This window comes from Bacillus mycoides, assembly GCF_001757995.1.
GTDB lineage: Bacteria > Bacillota > Bacilli > Bacillales > Bacillaceae_G > Bacillus_A > Bacillus_A mycoides_B.
In genome coordinates, this window is the sequence record NZ_LXLV01000045.1 from 47,817 (window position 1) to 69,352 (window position 21,536).

Below are 21,536 nucleotides of genomic sequence, written 5' to 3' on the forward strand. Positions count from 1 at the left end.
TCTGTATATACAGTCAAAATGAGCTTCTTTCTTATCTTTCAAGTTACCTTGCTGGAATTGGCACAGTATTCATAAAGAATCCGCTGCCGAGGTATCGTAGGGCCAGTCCCTCCACCTCTCGTGATAAGAATTTTCATAAAATTATATTAAATTATTTTTTATTCTAAATTCATTCCGATTAAAAGTCAAGGAATTCCTATCCGAATTTACCGAATATCTAAAAATCCTTTTAATACACCAATTGTCTCCGGTGCTTGTAGTCTTGCACATATGTACGGAAATTCCGTACTACCTTCAAATATCATTTGAGATGTGAGCGGTGCTCCTGCCCAAAAGATTTCATCATCAATTACTATAAACGGGAACGCTTTGTTTTGCCTTTGTAACTTTATATTTTTTAATGGAACTGGTCCGTCACTATATACCGTTACTTGTGCATTCGTACGCATTAACGCTTGCCATACTCGTTTATCTACTTGCTTCGTACTTGGAAGTGAAATGACAATTTTTCGTTTCGCAGCTAAAATATCTTTTAATAGCCCTTTCGGCTCCTCAAGATTCATTTCCATAAACCAGCGTAAACGTTTCGAAATTTTCCGCTCCCACAATTGTCTTGATGTCGTGCGATCATACACATCTCCGTGACGTTCTATATGAGCTGTTAATTGTGATAACGCTTGTTTCCTCGAAAGATTTTTACGCATATAATGGCAATCTGATAATTGAATGAACTTCCCTCTCGCTCTCGTTACTGCTACATTGACGAGGCGATGGTTTTTATGATCAAAGAATAACACACCAGGACGTTCCTGCGGATAACTATCAACCGTATCAAAGATCAACATATCTCTTTCAGAACCTTGAAACTTATGAACTGTTGCCGCTAATACTGGTATGTTTTGATATTTCGTTCTCTGCAACATTTCTCTAATACACGTTGATAAAAAGCGCGACTGCGCCCTGTAAGGTGTAACTACACCGATAGATTGAACACCATCTAACAGTCCGATTAAAATCATTTGCATCGCTACTAAACCAGACATAATATTAAAACGCGAACCGGAAGCAGCGTCTTTTAAAGAAAATGCTCCCATTAAGCTCGTATCAAATAAAACACTCGCCTCATTTGCGAACGGTTGTAGTTGCGCAAGTTCTTTACGCTCTGAAACAGACGGATGATCGTACACTCTATTTTTATAAATAAATGAATTCGTAAACTTCGATATATCCGCATGCATACGTCTTTGTTCCTGCAACATAAAAAGGTTGGGATGTGCTTCTGATTTATTTACAGAATCAACAATCCCTGCATGATAAAACATATCTTCGCCAAGCCATTTTCGAACGAGTTCATGGTTTGCCATCGCAATCGGAGGCAATTGTAAAAAGTCGCCACAAACGACAATACGTTTTCCAAGTGAAGCTGCTAATGCGATTTGCGGAACATAAGCCATACTTACTTCATCTACGACAACTAAATCAAATGTACGCTCATAAATAAGTGAATCAATGGCACATTTCGATAAAGTCGCACCGATTACTTTCGCATTTTCAATGTATTCTTTTTCTACTTCTTTAATTTTCGCTTTTTGCTTTCGAAGATCACTTTCAATCTCTTGTATACGCTTCTTATCAGCAGAAGTCGCTTTATATGATAAAATCTTTTCACGAAGATCTTGTCGTGTCTCTTCTAAATAGAGTCTTTCTTCTCCCCAAGATCCGTTCGTCGTTTCAACTAACTTCGACGCAAGTAACGTTTCATGATTTCGTATATGTTCATGTTGACTAAAACCGTAACGAACAATTTCGCCAGGTGTCCATTTCTTTTTCTTCTCAATTTGCTTCGTTACTTCACTCATTAATACGTCCACAGCCGCATTACTATGAGCTAGCACAAGTACCGATTTTCCTTTTTGATAATGAGCAGAAATAATACGCGATAAATTGTAAGACTTCCCTGTTCCCGGTGGTCCCCACACGTACGTTGTCGGATTGTAAAAAGAACGATACGCCAATTCATTTTTCGTATTTTTCATCTTCTCAATATGCTTCGGACTACTCGTCCCATCAACAAGACGCTTTATACGATTACGTTTCAACTTATCTTTATGCGCCTCTTTCAATCGCTCTTGCAGCTGCTCTAAAAGTTGCCACGGCTCACTATATAACACAGCTTCTCTTATTTCACCTTGTATATAATCATTTAATTTCAGTTCTATTTCTAATCCATGTACAGATAATACTTCCCCTGTCGCTTCCTCACCATCGAACTCAATTCGAATTGGTGAACCTTCAGGTAAGCTTACTTCCGAAATAAGCTGAAATACGTATACTGTACTTTCATAATCTGTATATAAAAAACGACCGTTAATGATAGAAATTTTACTACCACCTATCGTCTTCCAATGTTTAATTTCATACGCTAATGCATAATGCCACTCTTTCATCGTTTCCGATAATGAAGGAGTCTGAGTAGTTGTATTCATAAAATAATCTCCTTCCGTCTCCCCAAACATACTTTCTCACTATACCATATAACACTCTAAAATTTGTAAGGTTTTTATCTTGCTTATTTTCTTAATTTTCAATATTATTTTACATATAAAATTTTCAGAAAGAAGGATTGCACATGCCAGTTAGAAGAATTGAACACGTAGGACTTATGGTTGCAGATTTAGAAACATCTATTTCATTTTATGAAAAAGTAGTCGGTTTACAGCTCATTAAACGTATGGGACATCCAAACCCAAACTTAAAACTCGCTTTTTTAGGCGTAGAAGAATCAAAGGAAACGATACTCGAACTAATTGAAGGTTATAACTCTTCTCTTCCAGCAGAAGGAAAAGTACATCACATTTGCTTTAAAGTGGATTCATTAGAAGATGAAATCAAAAGACTAGAAAGCCACAAAGTAACATTTTTACTAGGTGAAGAAATCGAAACATTGCCAGATGGAACACGTTACATATTCTTCGCTGGCCCTGATGGAGAATGGATTGAATTTTTTGAGACGGAGAGATAAAAAAAGAGCCGGAATTCCGGCTCTTTTTTTATTACAAGTATAAATCATCAATAATGTAACGTATATTCCAGTTCCTCACACAATAAAATGGAGGAAAACTGAACTCCACTCAGTTTTATTAATAAGCATTGAGTTAGGGGATAAAATGATGAATATAGTCTTTATCTTTGTTTTTTGGGTGCTTATACTATTTCCCATGCTTTATATAATCCTGATAAAGAAGTGGAATATAAAAGTAGCCGCCGTATTTGTTGGAAGGATCCTATTAAGCATTGTCTTTTTCATAAATGGAATGGTGTTAGGACTGCAACGCAATTGGATAGATCCTCCCTATGAAAAAGAGTGGGATTTCTTTATAAAGTCTTTGCTAAACGGGAAAACTGAAGCACTTTTACACTTGTTACTTCTAATTATTATCGTTACATTCGACTTAATAGTTATATTCCATTATAGAAATAAGAAGAAATAGATGTTCCCCTATTTCTTTCCTTACTGGTATATCACCACATGCCCATAAACTTAAGAAATTGGTAGTTCCCCAAAACGAAGAAAATTTTCGTTTTAGGGATACTTCAAAATATTAGCTTGATGGACATGGGGACGATCCATTAAAATACAATTCCGCTAGAAATTTCCGCTCTATTTTCTCTTTTATTTATGATAGTTGATTAACAACACTTTCTAAAAATTTGTCTACCTTTTCTTTTAATGTATCCGGTGTATGATAACCAATCGTAAATGTAAGTCTTCCATTATAAGAGCTTGCACCCATTGAAAAGAATGGTGCATACATAATGGGTGATGTCATATACCCGTCCTCAGCTTGAACTTCACCAAACTGAATAGGTTCATCAGCGATCACCCCGAAATTTGTCAGTAGCGGCAACGCCATCCCCATCTGTAAAGCCTGTTCGTATTGCTGATTATACATTTCCTTCACCACAGATAGCTTCATTCCTGCCAGTAGCTCCATTCCTGCTGCTGAAGAAAGACCTGGATTTTGAGACTTTATTTTATCCATTGATTGTTTAATTCGAACGAGAGTCTGATTAAATGATTCATCATCCTCCATTTTAATCACTGGCATTTCCATGCCGGATAAGTTGCAAATAGCACCAGTTGTATAATTAGGCAGATATCGACGTAAATCAATTGTTAAACCGATCATTTTTTCTGCCGTGCGAGGTTCTGCATACACAGTGAAATGTGATAAAGCTCGGAAGTATGCAGTCATGATTACATCATTCAAGGTAGCCTGTTGTGCTTTTGTCCATTGGGTTAGACGTAGAGATTGCTCATGGCTCAACCGCCGTATGGACATTTGAGGGGATTTATTTTTGTTGGGTTGAGATGGAAAAGACCATAACGATGCCTGTTGTTCTTGGTTAGGACGATACGCACTTTTTATGTCCGATATTCCAGCATATTTGAATACATGTGATTGATCTCGAAAACTCTCATTTCCCTCACTAAATTCCTTTACAATTTGATCCTTAGATCGTCCTAAGGAAAGTTGAGTATAAATTGCTCCAAGCAAATTAATATATTCCTTGACCCCTGCACCGTCTGAACATAGATGAGATAATTTCACAACTAACATATCTGTTGTAGTGCCTCGTAATAATTTTGTTTGAACCATAGGCCCCTGGATACGATCACCAGGTTCCTGAATAAAATCTATGGCCATTATTTCAAGTTCTTGATCATTTCCTTCTGCAAAAAGGCAAATAGGTGAGTTAGTGCCCGATGAATGTTCCTCCCAGTAAGGAATATCATTTTCTACAAAACGGCTGTTCAAAACCGGCTGCAATTGTAACGTTATCCTTACTGATTGTTCAAGTATTTTCTTTGATATACCTACAGGAAAATAAAGAACTGCATTAATTTGTTGATCTGCAGAATAAAGACCTAATACATAATTCATTCGATCTTGAGGTGTTACTGAAAACTTTCTTTGTTCCATAATTCCGTCCCCCTTTTAAGACTTTTTTTGTATAACCTTATTCTCCATATGGTTGTAAATTTTCTTCAAGAGTAAATAATTATTATTTTTTGAATTTTTTACAAAAGTATCTTTTCCGTACTGGTTCCATTCTTTCCGCGGCTCTTTGTAGGTGATATAACCATTATTTTATTATTATTAATACTTCCTATCTATTCCAGGAAAATCAAACGAAAATTGATTTAGTTTATGTATATACAAACATTTTATAATGGTGTTTAGGAATTATCAATAAAACAAATAAATTATTTTTATGTCTGTTAATAAAAACCAATAATATAATACGTTCAGGTGTTACTTCATAATAAAAGGTTGATGGGCATGGAGGACCACCAACCTTTTATCATATTGCTTTAGATGTTTGTATTCATTATTACATTGTTTACAAATAACTCCTGTTTGCACTTGTATCACCTCATCATTTTCAAACTTCCAAACTAACTAGGTCTTCATAAATAATCGTAGAGCTATCAAGTTTTTATTTTGGGGTTATTTTAAAATCTTAGCTTGATGGGTGGAAAAACTCGGCTATTATATGTTCAGACCTTTTTAGAGAGCATAAAAAAAACACCCTAAGGTGCCATCCTCCAACTTGAAAATCATATCTATGTATGGAAGAAATTTAGAAAAAACCAATACAAAAGAAAAACTTCTAACTATAATAGCTCTTATTGTATTAATTAATTAATTACATATTTCCTCATTTACCGGAAGAAGAATCCCCGTTATATTACTTTCTGATTAGTCTCGTTAAAGCCATCCCAAGAAATCCAGCACCCATTCCTATTAGCCATCCAGTTTGGGCACTACCTAACATAGATCCCACTCCTCCACCAAGAAACATGCAACCAACAAATACTAATCCTCCAATTCCCCAATTCGGCCGTTCCATAGTTCAATCACACCCTTTCAATAAAACATATGCTATTAACTACCTCAACTTTCTTGCATAGGATAGTTAATTATTTTGCTAGAGATGGTATCTTTATTTGACTTGGGTTCAGTAACTTTCAGAGAATTCAAAAGACGCGGAGATTGACCGATTTGAAGGGATTGCAGGCGGAGAATTTTATTTTTTTGTACTATAATAACTTACGGGCTGCGGAACAAATTCTTCTTCAACTAACCAGCTAATAAAAGCCTGGAGATTTTCCACAATCGTGGCTCATCGCCATCAAGTTAAAATACCTCACCCAGTTCTTGTTGTTGCAAGATAAGCAACATATAGTCAATTAAAATAATTTAACAACCCACATTAGAAAAAAACATCAAGAAAAGACATTCCAAATATGGAACGCCTTCTTTCACTTTATAAAACCATTCACTTAAATCTATTTTCCAAATATACCATTCAACACGCTGAAATATTCTAATTAACAAAATCACTCATTTAACTAATAAAATTGGTTAATTGCATAACGCTCTTCTAACTTTTCTTGCAAAAATTAGTGGATCATCAACGTCTTCGATATTAACATAAATCAAATTTGGATCATCACATAACCACTCATTGTGTATAGACGAAACTATTATTCCTTGTTTAATAATTGTAGCAACAAATTCAGTAACTTCCTTTTGCAAGAGTGCTACCCGGCCTAAGCATAATGCCCGTCCAGTTTTATTATCTCGTGATTCGAATGAGAAGGAAGTTGTTACTCTAAAACGTTTCCCCAAGATTGTTGCGCGTATTTCATCCCGGTTTATTGTTGCCACGCATTTCCCACCGGCGAATCCTTCTTGGCCACCGATAATTCTTGCAAACTGTTGACAAATTGATTCCTCATTAATCGCCATACCTTCAATCATCCCCCCTTTTACTGTTAGGTTATGAATGAATACATAGGTCTGAAACGGTAATGAATCTATTCTATTATAAAAAAGATGATGGCAATCTAACGAAATCTGTTAGCTCAATTATTCTTGATCATTTGAATTGTTATCAGAGTTTAAATGGTACAGAATTTTTTGTTTTATGAACTATAAATTTTTATAAGTAAAACCCCAGAAATCCAAAGGTCTCTGGGGCTTCATTATATATTTAGCTCTTTTTGTTTTTTATTTTGTTTATGTCTATACAGCAATTTTCGACTTATGAGAGAAATCAGTAATAAGATCAGTATTAGTACGAAAAGTTGCATAAATGATAAATCAAAATATTTAGCACCTGTAACAATTAAAAGTGTAGAAATCGTACCTTTTACAATGAAAAAAATAATAATCCATAATCCGCCTTTTTTCCAGTTCATTTTTATATTACCCTTTCCTACGTTTAAATTCTTAAATGGGACACCTTAATAGAAATCTATTATATTAATAAAAAAGTAAACTTTTTCACAAAAATCATGTCCAATTACATGTGACGACTTCATAATAAATGAAAATGATATTCAGTGTCAATTTTATTGACTATTTGAATACCTATTTTTCACCTCAATCTCTTTCCACTTCGTTTCTTACAGGCAATGAACTCTTTTCTTCAAACAAAAAACACCTCCATTGAATTTGCACACTAAATATGCGAATTCAAGAGGTGTTTTTTCATGTATCATCAGGTAAAATTTCCTGCTTTGTTTATTCGTTTAAGTTTTTGATAGTAGCTATTTTCTAGTACACGATAACTGGATCATTAGTGTTCAAACTATCATACACAGTTTTTGCTACATTAGGAACAAGGTTAACACATCCGCCTGATCCCCCTGTTAAATAGGCATTATTTGCCCAGTCTTTTCGCCAGCCTGCATCATGAAATCCTTGACCACTATTTGTGAATGGAACCCAGTAATCTACCTTAACGGCATAATCAGCTTTACCTACAGCGCTACCTTTGAGTGTGTATGGTGTTCGTTTATATAGGACGTACCACACACCTGGTGATGTATCTTCACTCGTGCTATGTTTACCAGTTACTACATTTGTTGTAACTACTAAATTTCCATCTTTGTAAATCCAAATTTGTTGCTCTGCAATTGAAACTTCCGCATACGTGTCTCCGATGCCATTATTCGATGTTGTTTCATAACCGATCCCTTCCTTCTTCCAACCATTTCCGTGAATATTAGAAGCAGAAAGTGATTTTTCGCCTTTCTCAAAGGCTTGTTGAACTTGTTTTGTTTCTTTTTCAACATCTAGTGCCCAGCCATAGCCTTGCCCTTTTACTGATATGACCGAACCAGAATGAGTTTTAAATGCGAAATCTTTATTTAACGTTGATTTAGCATTATTAATTTCAGTAATCTTATTCTTAATGTCGCTCGCATCGATTGTAACTTTCATATCCTTTGACATAGAGGCATTTTGAATTAAATCTTTTGCTTTTAAAGGATAAACTTCATTCTGCACTTTATACTCAACGGACTGTTGAAGAAGATTTTGTAGTGCTTCCTCCTCTTTTTTGACAATCGGATCGTCTTCTTTAATAGGCTTTATGTATGTAGACTTCAGATGAATTTCACTTTTATACTTCTGCTTGTCGTAATCTTTCAGTAGACTAGTAACGTCATACTGTTTTCCATCAACGCTCTTCGAAATAACAACTTTTCCTTGTTCAAGCTTCGCCATAGCATCTTGAGGCGCTTTTAATTTTTCATTCATAGAGATGAGCTTTTCTTCTACAAGTTTTTTCATCGTTTCACTACGATACTGATCCGCCTTGTCCGGTAGCAATGAATAATTTTTTTCCTTTGAAGAAGGGAAAAATGTCCACTGGCTTTTTAATAGTTTCTTAACTTGAGGCAAATCTTTTTCCGTAAGTTCCGTTTTTGTATCTTTTTCATCTAAAATTTGTTGTTGATCGACATAGACTTTGTTTGCTAGTCCAGATGTTTTTAATTTCTGTATTGCCTGATCAGCACTCAAACCACCAACATTGGTGTCATTAATCGTAACATTCGAATTGAAGTGAGTTGCCTGATAATAACTCATTCCCCCAATGAGAAGTGCAATTATACCAACACCCGCTGCGATAAACTTCCAATTTGTAAAACGTTTGCTTGATCTTACTCGTTTTTTATCAACTTCTTCAACTGATTCATTTACTGTATTGTTGTTCATCAATCTTTCCCCCATATACATTAACGTCAATCGATTTTAAATCAAAACCATTGACTAGTGTACCTTATTTTTCCTGAAATTTCATTATTTTTGACCAGGTTTTATCGCATTTACTTAATCAACTTTAGTTTTTTTAATAGAACAACACATTGAATAGTCCCTTACAAGTAGTAACTTATTACAATAAACACCCAAAAGTTAAGTACCATATACTTTTATTCAGCTAACTTCTCTCCCGTAACAATCAAAAACAAAGTGACTGCATTTTTTCCTTCTAATTGAGCATACCGATTATCCCCCGCCATTACTTCTACTTTATCTTTATTAGGACTTATCCAAATTTGATACAACACAGCTTTCGCCTCTATTTTCGGATTTTTAAACTGAAAAATAAATTGATAATCAGCTGAACGAGACATTTCCGCTTTTTTATTTTCAAAATGAGTATCATTTAATATTTTCTTTACTTGCAACACCTGATTATTGTCTGTCACTATCTTAAGATCTTCATATTCATCATCACCAACACGTTTTTGCACTTCGATTCTTTGATCTTCATTTCCTAGTATATTTGAACAGCCTGTTACTATGAATATACAAATAGCAACAAAAACTAAAATCAATTTTCTAATTCGCATATTAGTCCTCCTCTTTTTAATAAAAAGCATCTCCAATTGTAAAAAAAAGGTAAATATCTTACAATTAGACATATAAACACTAATAAGGAAGGAGTGCCATTCCATGCAACTGAAAACATACACTTGGAAAAGTTATACGTTTCTCATTGTAAGTATATTCGTCACTATTAATCTCTTTCTCTTCTCACCTATTTTAGACAGAGTTGGAGTAGAATACGTGGTTCCTTTCGCGTACTTCATATTAGCTTCCGCTGTTATAGCAATTATATTAGCAGTTATCTCTTTTTGTAGTCGTACCGAAAAGAAAATTTTATCTATTATCGGTTTAACCTTTACGTTATTTAATACAGCAATTATTTTATTATTCCTTTGGTTCGGTTACCATTTCACTTAATTTTACGATGTAAAATACGAATATACTCCGTACCCTACAAAGAGTATTAATATTATTGAAATGCTAAGTATCGTGTATATGACCCATCTTAATGTTGTACTCATATAATCATCCCTCTCACGTTCCAGTAATTCCATTATATAACAAATGATTCATTGAAAGTTTAGAACGTGCTTTAAAATAAATTAAGCGAAGTAAGGGACGCCATTTGACTCCCCTTACTTCGCCTTTAAAGAATAATGAGTAAGCGTGAATAACTTACTCATCTAGCTTATTAAGTAACCTTTCACTATTTTTTACAAAATTATAATTATAGTATTTTTTGACATTTGATCATTATAAATTTAAATGGAGGTTTACTCTCCATATTTTTATGTGGCTCCACAATTTCCGTAGTTTCCATCAGTCCATATTTTCCAAAGTCTTGTTTTACCGAGTCAACATCATAGAAATACATTTTTACCCCTTCCATTATCTCGAAGTAGTCTTTCCCCAGTTGTTTGCCCTTCCCAAACATTGGGGCATCTTTAGAAATAGTAGTAAAAATCATATATCCGTTTGGTTTTAGCTGACTATAACAATCTTTAATAAACTTCTCTCTCTCATCCTTATTCAATAAGTGAATAAGTGCATAACAAAATATACCATCATAAAGCTTATTATCAAAAGGCATATCCGTTACTGAACCATGGAAGAAATCAGCATTAAGTTCATTTTGTCTTGCCAATTCAATCGCCGTTTTTGAAATTTCAATACCTGTTACATCTATTCCGTTATCAATAAAAACCTTTGCATTTCTACCATATCCAATACCAGGAATCAATATATCCTTCACTTTCTTTTCAAGGAAAAAGTCCTTCGCTAAAATTGCGGAATCTGAAGCTTCAAATCCCCACATCATTTGATTTTCTATAAAACTTGCTTCCCAAAATTCTGTCATACATCAATCTCCTTTATATATATATATCGTTTTTTACCATTGAATGTTGAAAAATCATCGCATATTCACGAAATTGTATCAAATTTCAACATTAATTCAAAACAAAAAGCATTGGATATCCAATGCTTTTTCACACTTACGCAAATAAAGACGTATTCGCATATAAAGCTGGTGAGCCACCTGAATGTACGAATAAAATGTTGTCCTCTTTATTAAATTTACCTTTTCTAATTAAATCGATTAGTCCCGCTACTGCTTTACCTGTATAAACTGGATCAAGTAAAATACCTTCAGTTTTCGCAAGTAACTGTACTGCTTCAACCATTTCTGGTGTTGGTAAAGCGTATCCTGGTCCTACATATTCATCAAAGCATGTAACTGCTTCGCGTGAAATAGAGTTTGGGATACCAACGTGAGCTGAAGTTTCCGCTACAAGTTTTGCAACTTTTTCTTCTTGCTCCGCTTTTCCTCTACTTACATTTATTCCGATTACAGGAATTTTGCTTTGTGTTCCGGAAAAACCAGTAATTAAACCAGCATGCATACCGGCGCTACCACTTACACAAACAACTGAACTGAAATCAATTCCTTGCTCAAATGACTGAGCCATAATTTCTTGCGCACAAGCAATATATCCCATTGCGCCAGTAGGGTTCGATCCACCAACTGGAATGACATATGGTGTATTTCCTTTTTCACTTACTTCTTTCGCTACTTTATGCATCTCTTCCATAAGGTCTGTTCCGTTTGGCACAACAATTACATTTTCAGCGCCTAATAAATGATATAAGAAATAGTTACCGTTAAAGTCTGGCTTCTCTTCTGGCTCAAGCCCTTCTTCTAACACAAGAATACATTTCATTTTTTCTTTTACCGCAGCTGCAAGTGTTAGACGACAATGGTTTGACTGAATACCACCAGCTGTAATTAATGTATCTGCACCTTTTGCCTGTGCATCTGCAACTAGAAACTCTAACTTTCTCGTCTTATTACCACCAGCTGTTAAACCAAGTAAATCATCTCGTTTAAAATAAATAGTCGGTCCACCAAGTGCTTCAGAAAAATTGTTTAACTTTTCAATTGGTGTATATGATTCTGTATATTTTTTTCTCGGGAATTTAGCTAAATTCATCAATAACGCTCCTTTTATACTCTTTCACAGTAAATGTAACCATACTATTATTACATGGAAAAATGATGAAGTCACCTTTCTGGATTAAAAATGTATCGAAATTAAGTAAATGAAATTATATCGGCGATATTTTACTTTTACCGGCGATTCAACATAGAATATCGACTTACCGACAAACAACGACTTACAAAATCCATTTCTCATCATTCAAAAAAGAGCCCACACATTTAAATGCGGGCTCTCTCCAATCACTTATTTGCCGAAAAACGAAGAAGTTGTGTTAATCCTGCCTCTAAATTCATTTCTCCTTTATGGCGTACGTATACAATTTTATCCCCATCAAATTTTGGTTGGTTTCCTGGATTATATGTATTCCACTCGTTCGTTCCTTCTACAGAGTACTCCATATACTCCGTGGCACCAACGATTATATTTTTACTATCATCAGCGGTTACATTTGGTGCCATTTGTGCGATTTTCGCATCACTAATTAATAACTTCTTAATATCCTTATCACGTTTATAATCGTAAGCCGTTACGACTACATCGTTACCATATGCTTTTATTTGTAATCCTTGTTTGAAAGAATATCCATCCGGCGCAGTCTTCTCGCCACCATTTGGTCCAGCCGACATCCAACCAGTTTCAATTCCGCCCGTATTTACAACCGTAAATCCTTTTTCGTCTCCGCCTTCAATTTTCTTTTTACCAGCCCAATCTGGTAAGTTTAAATCCCAATGTGTATGACTCGTAAAGAAAACAACTTGCGGATAGTCTTTTAATATATCGTACAATTTATCAACATTTAAATAATCTTCTAAATACGGATTTTGTCTTGATCCAGATACCGTATCAGGTAAAACGTGATGAGAGAAAATGAAAATTGGTTTATTTTTATCTTTTTGACTATACTCTTCTAAATTTTGTTTTAACCATCCTAATTGCTCATCACTCATATATACTTCATCCCACATTTTTGAATCGTGGTATTTCATATATTTTTCAGTTCCTAAAAATAAAAGCGGATAACCGTCTAATTCTTTTTTATGATATACCTTATCTTGTCCGCTAAATTTTAAATATCTATTAAACAATGTTTCTTCCGTTACACCATTTGGCCATGTATTTTGAGAGAGTTTCCCATCAGCTGTCCATTTACCAGCGTAAAATTCATGATTCCCAACAGTTGACCATACATTTTCCGGATGCTTATTCTTGTTTAACACACGCTTCACATCATCATATTGTGACTGCTGTCCAGTTGGCGTTATATCCCCATTCATAATAAGCGCTCTAGAAAGTGGTGTCACTTTGTTCATATCTTTTAATACGTGATCAAAATCCCCTAAATCCCCTTGAATGTCACTAATAACATTAAACATCGTCGCTGTTTTTCGTGCTTGTGCCTGTTCTTTTCCCTCAGCATTCATCGAAAACGTTGGTAATAACACTGCCATCACGGCTAACGAAGCAACTGCCTTTTTCATACAATTTCTCCCCCTAATAATAGAATGTATAAACTGACATGTTCTGCGTTCTCTTAGTTGCTTGTCCAATTCATATTATAAAGAGGGTTTGTAAAGATTGATGGAGTAAAAATTTAAGTGTTTTTTAAGAGATTTTGTCTTTTTTACACTACCCATTCAACAATTGGCACCAATTGTTCTATTTACCTATTAATATTAAATGAGTGTAAAATCACACGATTAATCTCGTAGTTTGATATGTTGTGTTTTAATCTATTTTACATAATCTCAATAAAATGATTTACTTTTTCAAATTATCTTCATTTAATCCGAACAACTCTGACAAAATAAAACGTCCATCTTTTCTTATCAGTACGTCATCAAACCAAATTTCACCACCGCTATACTCTGGTCTTTGAATATTTACTAAATCCCAATGTATTGCTGATTTATTCCCGTTGTCTGCACCTTGTAACGAATCTCCAATCGCTAGATGAAAACTACCATTTATTTTTTCATCAAATAACGTATTATTCATCGGGTGTAATATGTAGGGATTAAACGCTAGTGCAAATTCTCCAATATATCTTGCTCCCTCATCTGTATCAAGAATTTGATTCATTCGCTCTGTATCGTTTGCATATGCCTCTATTATTTTCCCATTCTTAATATGTAACTTAATATTTTGAAACGCATAACCTTGTTGAACAGATGCTGTGTTAAATGTTATTACTCCATTTACTGAATCTTTGACAGGTGCTGTATATATTTCGCCATCAGGGATATTATCTGTGCCATCTCCTTTTAAAACACCAATTCCTTCAATTGAAAAATTCAAATCCGTACCTTCTCCAATAATCCTAACTTGCTTTGTCTTTTCCATTAATTCTTTTAACGGATCCATTGCTTTCGACATTTTATTGTAATCTAACGTACATACATCATAATAAAATTTTTCATAAGCCTCAGTGCTCATATTTGCTTCTTGCGCAGAAGCCGCATTCGGAATGCGAGTTGTCACCCATCTCGTTTTATACACTGCTTCACTATGTGCTTTTCCAAATATCTTTTGATATAACTTCATTTTTTCTGCCGGTACATCTGCTAATTCATATGCATTTCTAGGACTACGGAGATTAATATAAACTTGCATTTTACTTAATCGATAACTCTCCCAATCTGCAAATAACTTAAATTGTTCTTCAGATCCTGATAGAATTAATTGCCTTGTAACAGAAACATCGCGCATTGATACATGCGCATATCCCCCTGCTTTTTCCACAGACTTAATAATTTCACGAACTACTGCGGGATCTATTTCAGTAACACTTTGAATTAACACATGATCACCAGGCTGCACTTTAGTCGAATGATTGACTAGTACATCCGCTAATTTCGATAGTTCTCGCTTCATTACGCTCTCGTCCCTTCACTATCGTTTCAATAGCTTAATAAAAAATAAAAGGCTCTTTTCGTAAAAATTGTTGCTTATAATTAAAATAAAGGTTAATTTTCTTAATACGGTATAGTATTTACAGCAGATTATTCAGCAAACGGGCAGGATTGTGAAAGTATTGAGTTCGAGATATCTTCCTAAAAACCATTACTATAATAAAAGGATGACAAAATTTTTATGGTTAGTATGATAATTTGGAAACAGAAGTCAGCTTAATCTATGAAAACCTTATCAGAGGAGTGATGTAAGTGAAACAAAATATTTACGATAATCCGAATTTCTTCAAAAACTACACAGCATTGCGTGAAAGTGGAATAAATGCTAATGACTTCATAGAACAGCCAGCAATCAAATCATTAATTCTGTGTTTGAAAGGAAAATCGGTATTAGACTTGGGTTGCGGTGATGGTCATTTTTCAAAGTATTGTATAGAAAATGGTGCAAAGAACGTAATAGGTGTAGACATATCCAAAAATATGATTGAACGTGCTAAAAAGTTAAATCAGGATGATAACATAGAATTTATGTGTCTTCCTATGGAGGATATGGGACTAACCAATCAAAAGTTCGACCTGATTATAAGTTCCCTCTCTATACATTACATTGAAGATTACTCGGCAATGATTCAAAAGATTAATGAACTATTAAAAAGCAGTGGTGAATTTATCTTTTCAACCGAACATCCAATAGCAACAGCTCGCAAAGGAAGCAACCATTGGATAAAAACTGAGGATGGTAATACATCACACTGGGCATTAGATAATTATCAAGAAGAAGGAATCAGAGTACACAACTGGTTTGTTGACGATAGTGTGGTTATTTATCATAGAACTGTTGCCACATTAATAAATACTTTGATTGAACACGGGCTTTCGCTGGATAAAATAATCGAACCACAATCAACTTTGGCAGGGATAGAGAAAATGCCAGATTTAATAAACGAATCGCGAAGTCCATCTTTTATTATAATCAAGTCAAAAAAAACAAAATAATATTTAAAAATATCTACCGCAATCTGGGAGCTTTTATTGAATTACGAAAACAGCCGTTTCACTAAGGAATGGCTGTTTTTTATACTTCACGCAGAAAATTCACAGTGATTTGATTAGAATTTTGACAGGCACTAAGTAGCATTTGATTTATCTGTTCTTTTTCCGCCAATTTTTTGCTTTGTTGAAGAAAGTTGAACCAATAAAGGTAATTGTCCAAGTATTTGGTTGCTACTCCTTGAAACCTATTCATCCACCCTTTTAATCGCTTGTGATAGTTGTTGACGTTTTGGAGATGGTAGATGCCCTTTTTTACATATCCTTCTTTGCTTAGATTAATAGGTTCGTGTTTCAGAGCTTTAATTAGAGCAAATTTCTTGTAGTTCGTTGCTGTGTCTGTGCATAGCAACGAAGAAGGGTCAATGTAGCATCCGATAACCGCATCAATTTCTTCAGCTCTCACACGACCAGTTCCAGCTTTTTGGGCGATAACTTGTCCATTACGGTCCTGAGCCACCACAACGGCAATTTTAAGATTGCCAATCCCTCTCTTTTTGTCTCTTCCTCCGCGTTTCTTGGGCTTTCTATCTAAACCCCTACGCCCTTTTAAAGACTCTTTAAAAAAGGTCTCATCGCTCTCGATAATCCCGTTCAACATTTGAAACCCCATCGAACGGAGGGAATAACCTTCGACCATCATTTGAAAATATTTCGACCATTTTCCAAGATAACGTGTCCCTGAAATAGGGGTATTAGATAAGTCATTGAAAGACTTTCCACAGTCACGACAGATATAACGCTGTCTATCTCTATACTTGCTGTTCCGCTTTACCTTTACACTACCGCAATGGACACAACCTAACCCTTCTTTAAAACGCATTTCCCTAATGGTGGTAAAAGCATCCTTCATATTCTCTTCATCGTTAGAAAAAAAATCTTCTTTTAATAGATTAAACAGCTTGATTTGCTCATGTTTTGGCAAATCTGAAAAATTGGCATAAACGTCTTTCCACATACTAAAATCCCTCCTGAAAGAGAATTTTATTACCTCTCAGAAGGATGGTCAAAATAGCAACAATCTATACGAAAAGAGCCAAATAAAAAGAGAACTACTCTCTTCAAGCATTTCTCTTTTTCATCCAAACGATAGATATAAAATAAATCATTAAAAATATAATATATAAATTCCATAACGTCGGCATTGCAACTACACTAAAGTAAAGTGTCCCAGGTAATAACCAACCTCCACAAAGGATCATCAAAATCTTTTTCCTAACAAGCACTGCAATTACTGCTAGAAAAGACGGAAGCAAAAACATGAAAAATACAGTAATATATACTTCCTTATCAAGCATTTGATTACTGTAAGGATTAAAATAAAGGAAAACTATAGAAAGGATAAAAATGTTTATAGCCGCTGCTACCCCTATATAAACATTTACATTATTATCCACAATCCTCCTACTCTACTCCCAATAGTAATATACTGACCACTTTCCAATACTATATTTCATTACAATACACGTTACTCATCTTTTAATTAGCCTTAAAATTGTAAATCGGCTTAATAATATGTTTGATATCGATTGTTTCTTTTGTATTCTCAACAATTTCATTCATTGGCTTATATACCATTGGAGCTTCATCTAAAGTGCTTTCTGCAACAGATGTAGTCCAAACTGCTGTCATTGTATTTTGAAAATCCTCTAAGTTAAGTACTTCTTTAGCTTTCTTACGACTCATAATGCGCCCCGCTCCATGCGGTCCAGAAAAGTTCCAATCTGCATTTCCTTTACCCAATGCAATGATTGAACCGTCTCTCATGTTAATTGGAATGATTACTCGTTCATCTTTCTGAGCTGAAATAGCACCTTTTCGTAAAATCATATTTTCCATATCGATGTAGTTATGAATTGTAGTGAATTGATCTATTACTTTCCAATCCATTCTAGTGACGATTTCATCCATCATTGCTTTACGATTTAACTCCGCATATTTTTGAGCAATCTTCATATCATTCATGTAATCTTTAAATCCTTGTCCTTCTAAATACGCTAACTCTTTGCGAATCGTCGGTCTCTTAATCCCGCGTATAGCTTCATGTATTTCTTTTTGTCTGCCTTCTTTTGTTAAACGTTCAATGATTTCCTCTTTAATAGATTTAACGTTGATAAGTTGCTCATAAGCAAGGTTTTGATAATACTCTGCTATTTGTTTACCTAAATTACGAGAACCACTATGAATGACAATGAATACATTCCCCTTATCATCCTCATTCAGTTCGACAAAATGATTTCCACCACCAAGCGTACCAATACTCTTTTGAGCACGTTGTAATGTAAATGGAGCTATTACACTAGCAAAATCAATCATTTTTGAAAATCGATGTTCCTTATCTCGAATACGAAAACCACTTGGGACAAATTGACGAATCGTTTCGTCTAAGTGGTCGAAGTTGATTTCCTCTTTCTGCTTATTAATCATAACAACTTCCATGCCACAACCAATATCGTACTTACCTCCCAGTTTCCTGAAAGAGTGGACTATACCTTCTCTACAGTCATCGAGATACGCAGTCTCTACCGTAGGCTCACCGTATTAATTATTCCTCTTCACCTCAAAATGGATGAGGAATAATTCTGTATCTTAGTCTGCTAACCTGATACAAGTCTCTGAACCATTCGATTATGTCACCATAACCACTGGCTGCTGATTGCCCTCGCCTTTTATCGTTAGGGTTCCCAGTCAATTGAGTGAGTAGTTTAAAGTCTGAGCCGATTAGTTAACCCCGACTAAATTAGGAACAATTTTATCTTGAATTGTCATTGTTGTCCCAATAGTACAACCTGCGCCCGCATGTGTATCTGGCATAATACGAATCTTACTATCCTTTGCGAACTCTTGGTTACAAAGATCAATAATTTGACCTGCTGCTGTTTCTTCTACGTTAGTAGTAAATACTTTCGCTTCATTGTATTTTCCTTGTAATTTCAACATCTTTTATTTCCCCTTTCCTTTAGTTTCCACAAAACAGTGATTAATATAATTGAATTATTGGAGCTTTAAGTGGTGATACAAATAACTAATACATTTAGATGAAATATAGATTTAAACCATATAGCAATATACATATCATTATACTTTCCATCATTACATCTCATTTCCTTTTTCCATAAAAAAGAGACACAGAGATTTCTCCCCATGCCTAATTGTAGCTTTAAAATAAAATTTAATTGAAATAATACCATTAACTTTAATAAATAAAAGAACAGAGCCTATTTTTAAAAAAGGTCAATCAAAATACGATATTTTTGTGATAATTCGAATAATTCTTCCAAAAAAAGTTTAATCATTTTGTACACCTTATGCAACAGAAGCATTTCGCTTAACAAGATGTTGTTTCTTGCTTTTATTTTTCTACTACTCTTAAAAATTAACTACTGAATATTTTTATTGCACTCTAATTGATTTTGAATTCCTGACCTATCAATTTGAATCCAATACTCTGCTATTTTCCCATCTTCTATTCTATACACAGCACTTGCCATTTGAATTATTGGGAGTCCTGTAGGTTGATATCCATCGATCTCTCCTAGATGCATACCTACTTGTTTCCAACGTACATATACTTTACTTCCTTGTACTAAAAATTCTTGAATTTCTAAAGAAAAATTACCATATACTTCAATCATCTCTCTTACATGTTCAGCATAATCTTCAGGTGTTCTGCAAACTGTTTGTTCTTCTTCAGATACAATTTGATGTGCCAATACTTTTTCTGCCATCAATTGATTTGAATAGTCAGGATTCTTCCCTGAACGTACTTCTTCAAAAAATTTTCTAACAATTTGTTCTGGCGTCATTTAAAAACCCCCTTATTAATAAATCCAATACTAATCATATCACAGTTTATTTTAATCTAACTATTAAAGTAAACTGATCCATGTGGACAATAAAAAAACAAAGCCTCTTCTTTATTAAGATATTTCGGTTCATCTTTTTTAGAAAAGTCGCAACTTAATTCTAAATCCACACTAATAATTCCCTACTTCTTCACCGCATGAACATAATGCACTGCCTCAAAAGCTTCTAAATAATCGTTTCGTCCCTCAAAATATAATTTATTTATGTCCTCTGGTGATAAATGCTCATAAATGAGTAAGCACGACTTCTCTAACAGTGCTTCCATTTCTTCGTAAGAAAAACATGATTTCATCGGTTCTCCGCCTACTGCAGCCATTTTCACCATATTTTCAACTCGATTGGATAATCCTTTTTCCGTAAATAAGTTTTCATCTGGGTAATCGAAAACGATAGAACTCCCTTCTGGAACCATCTCAAATAAACATTCTATTAAACTGGAAAGTTCCTCTGTCGTTAAATAATACGTAACACCTAAAAGGCTAAAGAAAGTCTTTTTATTTTCAAATCCTTCATTACGTAACTGTTCATAGGAAAATCTTTTTGTAAAATCCATTGAAACAAAATGAAGATTATTTGGAATTTCAAGTTCTGCTTCTTTAATTCTTTCCTTCTTTAACTGTTGCGTAGAAGGATGATCTATTTCAAATATTTCTATTCTATTTTCTAATTCTCGGTGTCTAAAACTAAACGTGTCTAAGCCTGCACCGAGTATGCCGTATTGTTTTGCGCCTAGTGTAATTTCATGTAGTAATACTCTTTCACAATATGCTGCACGTGCTAAAGGTGTTGGTGATAATTGAACTTGTGTGATCCATTTTAATATTTCTTTTGGATCATCTTGAAACTGCTGTGCAATATCTTTATTGAAAAAATGTATCCCTTGAACCATATTCGTTTCGATATCATGACGTTCTTTTTGTGAAATTAAATCTTTAGCTACATAATCATCAAAAATTTTAGGCCTATCAAATTCACTATGATACGCCCTTCCGAAAGCTGATACTAACGACGTTACACTTGCTTCACCTTTTTTCACACACATACACTCTCCTTCATTTCCACAACAAAAATAGGGTTCCCCTGTCCAGGAGAACCCTATTATGCACCTTATTTTTTAATTAGTAAATTATAGCATAAATAAGTTTTTTTGTCAAGTTATACATCTTCCAAATCGTCTAAAATCGAAACCGCTCGAATATGCACATCAGGTATTGCTGGCGAATTTGATTCTTCGCATCATCAAAACTCGCGGCTACAACTTTTTTATAAAATACAACTTCAGCCATTTCGTACTCTACAGAATAAACACTCTTCATTTCATACTCCTTATGACTGACACACCAGTATTTTATCGATTAATCCATAGTGCAACGCATTTTCAGCGGTCATAGGGATGAGTCTGTCCAAAAACCTCCTGTTGAAACGATTGAATATCATTTACCTAATGAGGAACAGGTTTATCCGTGCTGTCATGGTACTTTGCATGAAAGGCTGCATGAACATCTACTTACTCGAACCATGCT

21 protein-coding genes and 1 riboswitch are annotated in these 21,536 nt (G+C 34.5%); of the genes, 4 read left to right on the forward strand and 17 right to left on the reverse strand.

The window, feature by feature from the left end:
- Positions 1-28: 28 nt before the first annotated feature.
- Positions 29-130, reverse strand: a riboswitch (SAM riboswitch).
- A gap of 76 nt (positions 131-206) precedes the next feature.
- Positions 207-2,516 carry an AAA domain-containing protein gene (locus BWGOE10_RS15780; RefSeq protein ID WP_070143962.1) on the reverse strand — a complete coding sequence of 770 codons (2,310 nt, stop codon included), beginning with the start codon at positions 2,514-2,516 and terminating at the stop codon, positions 207-209.
- A 113-nt stretch (positions 2,517-2,629) separates the two neighbouring features.
- On the opposite strand from BWGOE10_RS15780, the gene BWGOE10_RS15785 reads away from it, so the two are divergent.
- Together BWGOE10_RS15785 and BWGOE10_RS15790 are read left to right on the forward strand one after the other, a co-directional pair.
- The gene (locus BWGOE10_RS15785) at positions 2,630-3,022 is read left to right on the forward strand and encodes a VOC family protein (protein WP_070143963.1); all 393 of its coding nucleotides are present in this window, start codon (positions 2,630-2,632) and stop codon (positions 3,020-3,022) included.
- A gap of 145 nt (positions 3,023-3,167) precedes the next feature.
- The gene (locus BWGOE10_RS15790; RefSeq protein WP_070143964.1) at positions 3,168-3,491 is read left to right on the forward strand and encodes a hypothetical protein; all 324 of its coding nucleotides are present in this window, start codon (positions 3,168-3,170) and stop codon (positions 3,489-3,491) included.
- Between the two features lie 186 nt (positions 3,492-3,677).
- Here the strand turns inward: BWGOE10_RS15790 and BWGOE10_RS15795 are convergent, their stop codons facing one another.
- The 6 genes from BWGOE10_RS15795 to BWGOE10_RS15815 form a co-directional block, all read right to left on the reverse strand.
- On the reverse strand, positions 3,678-4,985 hold the full coding sequence (locus tag BWGOE10_RS15795; protein WP_070143965.1) for a condensation domain-containing protein: 1,308 nt from the start codon (positions 4,983-4,985) through the stop codon (positions 3,678-3,680).
- A 769-nt stretch (positions 4,986-5,754) separates the two neighbouring features.
- Entirely contained in the window at positions 5,755-5,916 is a 162-nt protein-coding gene (locus tag BWGOE10_RS32915; protein ID WP_170961029.1) for a hypothetical protein, read from the reverse strand.
- A 515-nt stretch (positions 5,917-6,431) separates the two neighbouring features.
- Entirely contained in the window at positions 6,432-6,818 is a 387-nt protein-coding gene (locus tag BWGOE10_RS15800; RefSeq protein WP_070144030.1) for a DUF1259 domain-containing protein, read from the reverse strand.
- A gap of 236 nt (positions 6,819-7,054) precedes the next feature.
- Positions 7,055-7,270: a hypothetical protein gene (locus BWGOE10_RS15805; RefSeq protein WP_002161189.1), complete on the reverse strand. Its 216-nt coding sequence runs from the start codon at positions 7,268-7,270 to the stop codon at positions 7,055-7,057.
- Positions 7,271-7,628: 358 nt separating this feature from the next.
- On the reverse strand, positions 7,629-9,074 hold the full coding sequence (locus tag BWGOE10_RS15810) for a L,D-transpeptidase family protein (protein ID WP_070143966.1): 1,446 nt from the start codon (positions 9,072-9,074) through the stop codon (positions 7,629-7,631).
- Positions 9,075-9,289: 215 nt separating this feature from the next.
- Positions 9,290-9,712, reverse strand: coding sequence for a hypothetical protein (locus BWGOE10_RS15815; protein WP_070143967.1), 423 nt, complete (start codon positions 9,710-9,712; stop codon positions 9,290-9,292).
- A gap of 103 nt (positions 9,713-9,815) precedes the next feature.
- On the opposite strand from BWGOE10_RS15815, the gene BWGOE10_RS15820 reads away from it, so the two are divergent.
- Positions 9,816-10,106: a hypothetical protein gene (locus BWGOE10_RS15820; RefSeq protein WP_070143968.1), complete on the forward strand. Its 291-nt coding sequence runs from the start codon at positions 9,816-9,818 to the stop codon at positions 10,104-10,106.
- Between the two features lie 310 nt (positions 10,107-10,416).
- Here BWGOE10_RS15820 and BWGOE10_RS15825 read toward each other — a convergent pair whose 3' ends face one another.
- From BWGOE10_RS15825 to BWGOE10_RS15840, 4 genes are all read right to left on the reverse strand, one after another.
- On the reverse strand, positions 10,417-11,046 hold the full coding sequence (locus tag BWGOE10_RS15825) for a class I SAM-dependent methyltransferase (protein WP_070143969.1): 630 nt from the start codon (positions 11,044-11,046) through the stop codon (positions 10,417-10,419).
- A 136-nt stretch (positions 11,047-11,182) separates the two neighbouring features.
- Positions 11,183-12,178 (reverse strand): D-cysteine desulfhydrase, encoded by a 996-nt coding sequence (locus BWGOE10_RS15830; protein ID WP_070143970.1) that lies wholly within the window; start codon positions 12,176-12,178, stop codon positions 11,183-11,185.
- Between the two features lie 248 nt (positions 12,179-12,426).
- A complete protein-coding gene (locus tag BWGOE10_RS15835) occupies positions 12,427-13,665 on the reverse strand; it encodes a DUF4073 domain-containing protein (protein WP_070143971.1) in 1,239 nt (412 codons plus the stop codon).
- 280 nt (positions 13,666-13,945) lie between these two features.
- The gene (locus tag BWGOE10_RS15840; protein ID WP_070143972.1) at positions 13,946-15,058 is read right to left on the reverse strand and encodes an aminopeptidase; all 1,113 of its coding nucleotides are present in this window, start codon (positions 15,056-15,058) and stop codon (positions 13,946-13,948) included.
- 290 nt (positions 15,059-15,348) lie between these two features.
- Between BWGOE10_RS15840 and BWGOE10_RS15845 the strand changes: the two genes are divergently transcribed.
- Positions 15,349-16,092 (forward strand): class I SAM-dependent methyltransferase, encoded by a 744-nt coding sequence (locus tag BWGOE10_RS15845; RefSeq protein WP_002066207.1) that lies wholly within the window; start codon positions 15,349-15,351, stop codon positions 16,090-16,092.
- Positions 16,093-16,171: 79 nt separating this feature from the next.
- Here the strand turns inward: BWGOE10_RS15845 and BWGOE10_RS15850 are convergent, their stop codons facing one another.
- The 6 genes from BWGOE10_RS15850 to BWGOE10_RS15875 all read right to left on the reverse strand — a co-directional run bounded on the left by BWGOE10_RS15850 (position 16,172) and on the right by BWGOE10_RS15875 (position 21,055).
- A complete protein-coding gene (locus BWGOE10_RS15850; RefSeq protein WP_070143973.1) occupies positions 16,172-17,104 on the reverse strand; it encodes an IS1595 family transposase in 933 nt (310 codons plus the stop codon).
- 103 nt (positions 17,105-17,207) lie between these two features.
- Positions 17,208-17,543 carry a hypothetical protein gene (locus tag BWGOE10_RS15855; RefSeq protein WP_070143974.1) on the reverse strand — a complete coding sequence of 112 codons (336 nt, stop codon included), beginning with the start codon at positions 17,541-17,543 and terminating at the stop codon, positions 17,208-17,210.
- 82 nt (positions 17,544-17,625) lie between these two features.
- On the reverse strand, positions 17,626-18,585 hold the full coding sequence (locus tag BWGOE10_RS15860) for an RtcB family protein (protein WP_070143975.1): 960 nt from the start codon (positions 18,583-18,585) through the stop codon (positions 17,626-17,628).
- 282 nt (positions 18,586-18,867) lie between these two features.
- Positions 18,868-19,086 carry an RtcB family protein gene (locus tag BWGOE10_RS15865; RefSeq protein WP_070143976.1) on the reverse strand — a complete coding sequence of 73 codons (219 nt, stop codon included), beginning with the start codon at positions 19,084-19,086 and terminating at the stop codon, positions 18,868-18,870.
- Positions 19,087-19,526: 440 nt separating this feature from the next.
- Entirely contained in the window at positions 19,527-19,952 is a 426-nt protein-coding gene (locus BWGOE10_RS15870) for an ester cyclase (RefSeq protein WP_070143977.1), read from the reverse strand.
- Between the two features lie 182 nt (positions 19,953-20,134).
- The gene (locus BWGOE10_RS15875) at positions 20,135-21,055 is read right to left on the reverse strand and encodes a class I SAM-dependent methyltransferase (RefSeq protein ID WP_070143978.1); all 921 of its coding nucleotides are present in this window, start codon (positions 21,053-21,055) and stop codon (positions 20,135-20,137) included.
- Positions 21,056-21,536: the final 481 nt, after the last annotated feature.

What these genes read in the sequence shown, in the direction of transcription:
- BWGOE10_RS15780 (WP_070143962.1), bottom strand. Translation starts at nt 2,516, where the DNA reads ATGTTTGGGGAGACGGAAGGAGATTATTTTATGAATACAACTACTCAG.
- BWGOE10_RS15785 (WP_070143963.1), top strand. Translation starts at nt 2,630, where the DNA reads ATGCCAGTTAGAAGAATTGAACACGTAGGACTTATGGTTGCAGATTTA.
- BWGOE10_RS15790 (WP_070143964.1), top strand. Translation starts at nt 3,168, where the DNA reads ATGATGAATATAGTCTTTATCTTTGTTTTTTGGGTGCTTATACTATTT.
- BWGOE10_RS15795 (WP_070143965.1), bottom strand. Translation starts at nt 4,985, where the DNA reads ATGGAACAAAGAAAGTTTTCAGTAACACCTCAAGATCGAATGAATTAT.
- BWGOE10_RS32915 (WP_170961029.1), bottom strand. Translation starts at nt 5,916, where the DNA reads ATGGAACGGCCGAATTGGGGAATTGGAGGATTAGTATTTGTTGGTTGC.
- BWGOE10_RS15800 (WP_070144030.1), bottom strand. Translation starts at nt 6,818, where the DNA reads ATGGCGATTAATGAGGAATCAATTTGTCAACAGTTTGCAAGAATTATC.
- BWGOE10_RS15805 (WP_002161189.1), bottom strand. Translation starts at nt 7,270, where the DNA reads ATGAACTGGAAAAAAGGCGGATTATGGATTATTATTTTTTTCATTGTA.
- BWGOE10_RS15810 (WP_070143966.1), bottom strand. Translation starts at nt 9,074, where the DNA reads ATGAACAACAATACAGTAAATGAATCAGTTGAAGAAGTTGATAAAAAA.
- BWGOE10_RS15815 (WP_070143967.1), bottom strand. Translation starts at nt 9,712, where the DNA reads ATGCGAATTAGAAAATTGATTTTAGTTTTTGTTGCTATTTGTATATTC.
- BWGOE10_RS15820 (WP_070143968.1), top strand. Translation starts at nt 9,816, where the DNA reads ATGCAACTGAAAACATACACTTGGAAAAGTTATACGTTTCTCATTGTA.
- BWGOE10_RS15825 (WP_070143969.1), bottom strand. Translation starts at nt 11,046, where the DNA reads ATGACAGAATTTTGGGAAGCAAGTTTTATAGAAAATCAAATGATGTGG.
- BWGOE10_RS15830 (WP_070143970.1), bottom strand. Translation starts at nt 12,178, where the DNA reads ATGAATTTAGCTAAATTCCCGAGAAAAAAATATACAGAATCATATACA.
- BWGOE10_RS15835 (WP_070143971.1), bottom strand. Translation starts at nt 13,665, where the DNA reads ATGAAAAAGGCAGTTGCTTCGTTAGCCGTGATGGCAGTGTTATTACCA.
- BWGOE10_RS15840 (WP_070143972.1), bottom strand. Translation starts at nt 15,058, where the DNA reads ATGAAGCGAGAACTATCGAAATTAGCGGATGTACTAGTCAATCATTCG.
- BWGOE10_RS15850 (WP_070143973.1), bottom strand. Translation starts at nt 17,104, where the DNA reads ATGTGGAAAGACGTTTATGCCAATTTTTCAGATTTGCCAAAACATGAG.
- BWGOE10_RS15860 (WP_070143975.1), bottom strand. Translation starts at nt 18,585, where the DNA reads ATGGAAGTTGTTATGATTAATAAGCAGAAAGAGGAAATCAACTTCGAC.
- BWGOE10_RS15865 (WP_070143976.1), bottom strand. Translation starts at nt 19,086, where the DNA reads ATGTTGAAATTACAAGGAAAATACAATGAAGCGAAAGTATTTACTACT.
- BWGOE10_RS15870 (WP_070143977.1), bottom strand. Translation starts at nt 19,952, where the DNA reads ATGACGCCAGAACAAATTGTTAGAAAATTTTTTGAAGAAGTACGTTCA.
- BWGOE10_RS15875 (WP_070143978.1), bottom strand. Translation starts at nt 21,055, where the DNA reads ATGTGTGTGAAAAAAGGTGAAGCAAGTGTAACGTCGTTAGTATCAGCT.